The sequence below is a fragment of the Wolbachia endosymbiont of Glossina morsitans morsitans genome (assembly GCF_000689175.1).
Classification (GTDB): domain Bacteria; phylum Pseudomonadota; class Alphaproteobacteria; order Rickettsiales; family Anaplasmataceae; genus Wolbachia; species Wolbachia pipientis.
This window is the reverse complement of record NZ_AWUH01000083.1, coordinates 1-4185: the sequence shown is the minus strand read 5'-3', so window position 1 is coordinate 4185 and position 4185 is coordinate 1. Positions and strand designations below refer to the sequence as shown.

Sequence of the window (4185 nt, the reverse complement as noted above, 5' to 3'; positions counted from 1 at the left end):
CATTCAGAGGGTAATCTTTGTCAAAAAGCAAAGTTATTGTGTTTTCGTGGTCTTTTTGTATTTTTATCTGTGATATATTATGAAACTCCTTGTAATCTGATACTACAAGTGCTGGACGGTTTTTTGTGTCGTTAATGTCAATTTGTACGATCGTATCATTTGAGATTAGTGCTCCATTCCAATGCCTTGGGTAATAGCTATTGATAGAAGTGAGTGCAAGTAAATTTGAATTTAGCGGCAAGATTGGGCCACCGGCAGAGAAGTTGTATGCAGTGCTGCCTGTGGGGGTAGATAATATTACTCCGTCCCCTCTAAATTTCTCTACTTTTAGCTTATCGTTGATAGTAATATTCATCTCTACTATTTGGTTCGCTTTTCTAAAAACGTATACTTCGTTTACTGCTATGTAATGATATCTCTTGCCACTTGTGTCTGTTGCTTCCATTTTTAGCAAAGTTAACTGAGTTGAAGTTGCATGCTCTATATGATCAATTAAATCTTCACTGCAGCTAAAGCATTTATTCATCAAAAACCCAACATTGCCAGTGTTTATCCCATACACATGCATGTTTTTATTTTCTATGACGTAATTGTGCAAAGTGCGTAGCATAAAGCCATCACCGCCAACAACTATCAATAGATCGATTTCGGACTTATTTTCTTCTGTTATATTGATAAAATTAAGTTTCTTCAATAGCTTAGATACTTCCTGCGATTTTGGTGATGGAGAAGCAACACAGCCTATATTTTTGTATTTATGCATGCTTCAGTAAACTCTCTAAAACTTAAAGAGGAGGAAAATTAGAAAATGCTTCCATATTTATCGTTAAACTTAGCTAATTTGCTAGTTTTACTTGCTAACCCGCTTGTCAAACTTCCAGTCCATGCGGGGTGAGTAAGAGGATCTCTATCAAGCTTTACCCTGTCTCCCTCCTTTCCATAAGTGGAACGAGTTCCAAACTCTTGACCGTCTGTCATAACTATAATAATTTTATGATAATTCATTGTTGCTTATAAACTTTTAGCCAGTCAATATTCTAGTGAACTTAATTCACTAAGTCAATCATTATTCTAAAATATTGACAAAAAATAGATAAAATGTTATACTCAATAGGGAGTAAATAATAGTTATCATGATTTTCGCTTTCCCTGGTCAGGGCTCTCAGTTTGTAGGAATGGGAAGGAGCTTATATAGTGAGTTTTCCGTTGCAAGACAAGTATTTAATGAAGTAGATAGCATATTGGGTAGAAAGCTGTCTCATTTAATCTTCAACGGTCCTATTGAAGAATTAACCATTACAGAAAACGCTCAGCCAGCTATAATGGCAGTATCAATTGCAATGCTACGTGTTATGGAGCATGTGTTTGGCAAATCTCTTTTCACTGATCACAATGTTAAATATGTTTGTGGGCATTCAGTTGGCGAATATACAGCGCTGTGTGCTGCAGGAGCGTTAACGCTTGAGTCTGCAATCAAGCTGCTGAAAGTTCGCAGCGAAGCAATGCATGAAGCTTCACTGAAATGTAAAGGCGGAATGGTTGCGTTGCTTGGAGCAGAGATAAATGAAGTGGAAGATATATTGAAATCAGTTCAAATTGACGGAATTTGTGAAATTGCAAACGATAACGGTGGCGGACAAGTGGTTATAAGTGGCACTAGAGAAGCTCTTGAAATGTTACCCGATTTATTCAAAAACTCGAGTGTGAGGAAACTAATTAAATTACAGGTTAGTGGGCCTTTTCATTCATCTCTTATGAAACCTGCTGATGAAAAAGTTTTGGAGTTTTTGAAGGGTATTAAAATAACCCGTCCTATAGTTCCTTTGATATCAAATGTTACAGCTAAAGAGGAGAGTGATCCCAAAGTTATAAAAACTTTACTCGCCAAGCAAGTTGTAAGCAGAGTGAAATGGAGAGAAATGGTTTTGTATATGTCAAGCCGTGGCATTAACAAATTTGTTGAAATTGGCCCTAATAAAGTTTTATCTAATTTGGTCAAAAGAATTGACCAATCTATCAGTACAAAAAATATAGATAGTATTGGTGATATTGACAGCTTCTTTAATGAATCATTAGTGCTAACAGCGAAAATTTAAAAGTTGGATTAAGTTAAAACACATCTACTTGATGTCATTCCGGTGCATAACGCTGCCTAGCTGGAATGACAGAGGGTAATGCAAGAAATCAACGAACTGCCTGTCATTTCGTTTGGTTTTTAATTCCAAGTAGCTGTAAAATAGTGGGGGCAATGTCAGATAACCTTCCGTCTCTTAGTTTTAGATTATCGCAAGACACAATAAATGGCACTTTATTTAGAGTGTGTGCTGTATGAGGTGTATTATTTTCTTCATCGAACATACATTCCACGTTACCATGGTCTGCAGTAACAATTAATGCGGTGTTGCTTGACTTTTTAACAGCATTCAGCACTTTCGCAAGACAATCATCTACAGCTAGCACAGCTTTCTCGGCTGCTTTTATATTACCTGTATGCCCTACCATATCAGGATTAGCGTAATTTACAACTATCAGTGCGAATTCTTGGGAGTGAATTTTTTCTATAAGCTTTTCTGTAAGCTCGAAGGCTGACATTTCGGGCTGCAAATCGTAAGTTTGAACTTTTGGTGAGGGAATGAGTATTCTTTCTTCACCAGAGAAAGGTTCTTCTTTTCCACAATTGAAAAAGAAAGTCACATGAGCGTATTTCTCGGTTTCGGCGATACGTAATTGTCGTAATTTATTGTCTTCTATTATTTGTCCTAGAGTATCAGCGAAAGAAGTAGAAGGAAAAATATAAGGAGTTTTGAGATCTTCTTTATACTTCATCATACTTAAAATTGAAGAGAATTTTGCTACCTTAGCGTAATCTGTTTTGCCAAGCAAAATACTTGCTAATTGTATCATTCGATCAGCACGAAAGTTGGCCAACAGCACTCCATCTTCTGGTTTTATACCTTGATAGTCACCTATTACTGCGGGCCTAATAAACTCATCAGTTATGTTATTTTGATAATTTTCATCAATCAACGATACTGCATTATCATGGCAAGGTGCCTTTGCAAATGCGATAGCCTCATAAGCTTCGATTGTTCTCTTCCACCTGTTGTCACGGTCCATAGCATAGTAACGCCCAGAAACAGTAGCAATTCTTGTGTCATTTCCCTTTATACTCTTTGTAAATTCTTGAATGCATTTTTTTCCTGAATTTGGCAATGTGTCTCTGCCATCTAAAAATGCATGTATCACCACTTTTATTCCATGCTGTGATATTTTATTTGCTAAAGTTGAAATATGCTTTTGATGCGAATGAACACCACCATCGGACACCAATCCCATTATATGGCATACTCCGTTCTTACTTTTTAGATCATTAATAAAACTTTGTAGATTTACATTGTTTTCTATTGTTCCAATCTCTTGATTAATGCGCTGAAGGCTTTGCATTACTACTCTACCACCGCCAATATTCATATGGCCAACTTCTGAGTTACCTATTTGACCACCAGGTAACCCCACATCAGTTCCACAGGCGGATAAACTGCAATTTTGGATAATTAGAGCTAATATATTGCCAACAGGGTGGATTTGCGTTGCTAATAGCATTGTATTTACCGTTTTCTACTCCATTTCCCCAGCCATCTAGTATACATAAAACGACTGATTTAATGCCCATATAAAATCAACACTAAAATTCAACAGACAAGAGCTCCCCGGGCCGGATTCGAACCAGCGACCAATTGGTTAACAGCCAACTGCTCTACCACTGAGCTACCGAGGAATAAACCGTTTTTAATTTACCATGTTGAACGTTGGTTGTAAACGTTTTTTGTGTAGACTTTAAGTCCAACTGGTCACAGAAACGAAAAAACTTACTTGACAAAACTCCGCCAGCCCTCTTATCATGAAACTGAAGCTATTGTATTTGCTTTCGCCCAATCTGCAGATTAAAAGGTAAAGATTATCTAGTGTATCGGCGTCTTATGTTCAATTTTTTGCAGTATATAGATACTGTATGTCTTTCAAAACTTCATCTACTATCCTTAGATTTTTATCTAAAATAAGCTGAACGCGCTTATAAAGCGTTACAAGACATCAAAAAAATGCCAATACTCAGCAGAGATAGTAAAAGACTAGCTAACTCGGGGATTCTTTTGTCTTTTTTTCTACTTGGTAAATTTCTTAAAC

2 protein-coding genes, 1 tRNA gene and 2 pseudogenes are annotated in these 4185 nt (G+C 36.7%); 1 reads left to right on the top strand and 4 read right to left on the bottom strand.

Going from position 1 to position 4185, the window contains the following annotated elements:
- Together WGMM_RS01845 and rpmE are read right to left on the bottom strand one after the other, a co-directional pair.
- On the bottom strand, positions 1–763 hold a 763-nt coding region (locus WGMM_RS01845), incomplete at its 3' end, for an NAD kinase (protein ID WP_038249237.1).
- Positions 764–801: 38 nt separating this feature from the next.
- Positions 802–1005 carry a 50S ribosomal protein L31 gene (rpmE, locus tag WGMM_RS01840; RefSeq protein ID WP_038249235.1) on the bottom strand — a complete coding sequence of 68 codons (204 nt, stop codon included), beginning with the start codon at positions 1003–1005 and terminating at the stop codon, positions 802–804.
- Between the two features lie 128 nt (positions 1006–1133).
- Between rpmE and fabD the strand changes: the two are divergent.
- Positions 1134–2113, top strand: a pseudogene (gene fabD, locus WGMM_RS01835) (ACP S-malonyltransferase).
- Between the two features lie 39 nt (positions 2114–2152).
- Here fabD and gpmI read toward each other — a convergent pair.
- Positions 2153–3673: pseudogene (gpmI, locus tag WGMM_RS01830) on the bottom strand (2,3-bisphosphoglycerate-independent phosphoglycerate mutase).
- 33 nt (positions 3674–3706) lie between these two features.
- Positions 3707–3778, bottom strand: a tRNA-Asn gene (locus tag WGMM_RS01825).
- Positions 3779–4185: the final 407 nt, after the last annotated feature.

What these genes read in the sequence shown, in the direction of transcription:
- rpmE (WP_038249235.1), bottom strand. Translation starts at nt 1,005, where the DNA reads ATGAATTATCATAAAATTATTATAGTTATGACAGACGGTCAAGAGTTT.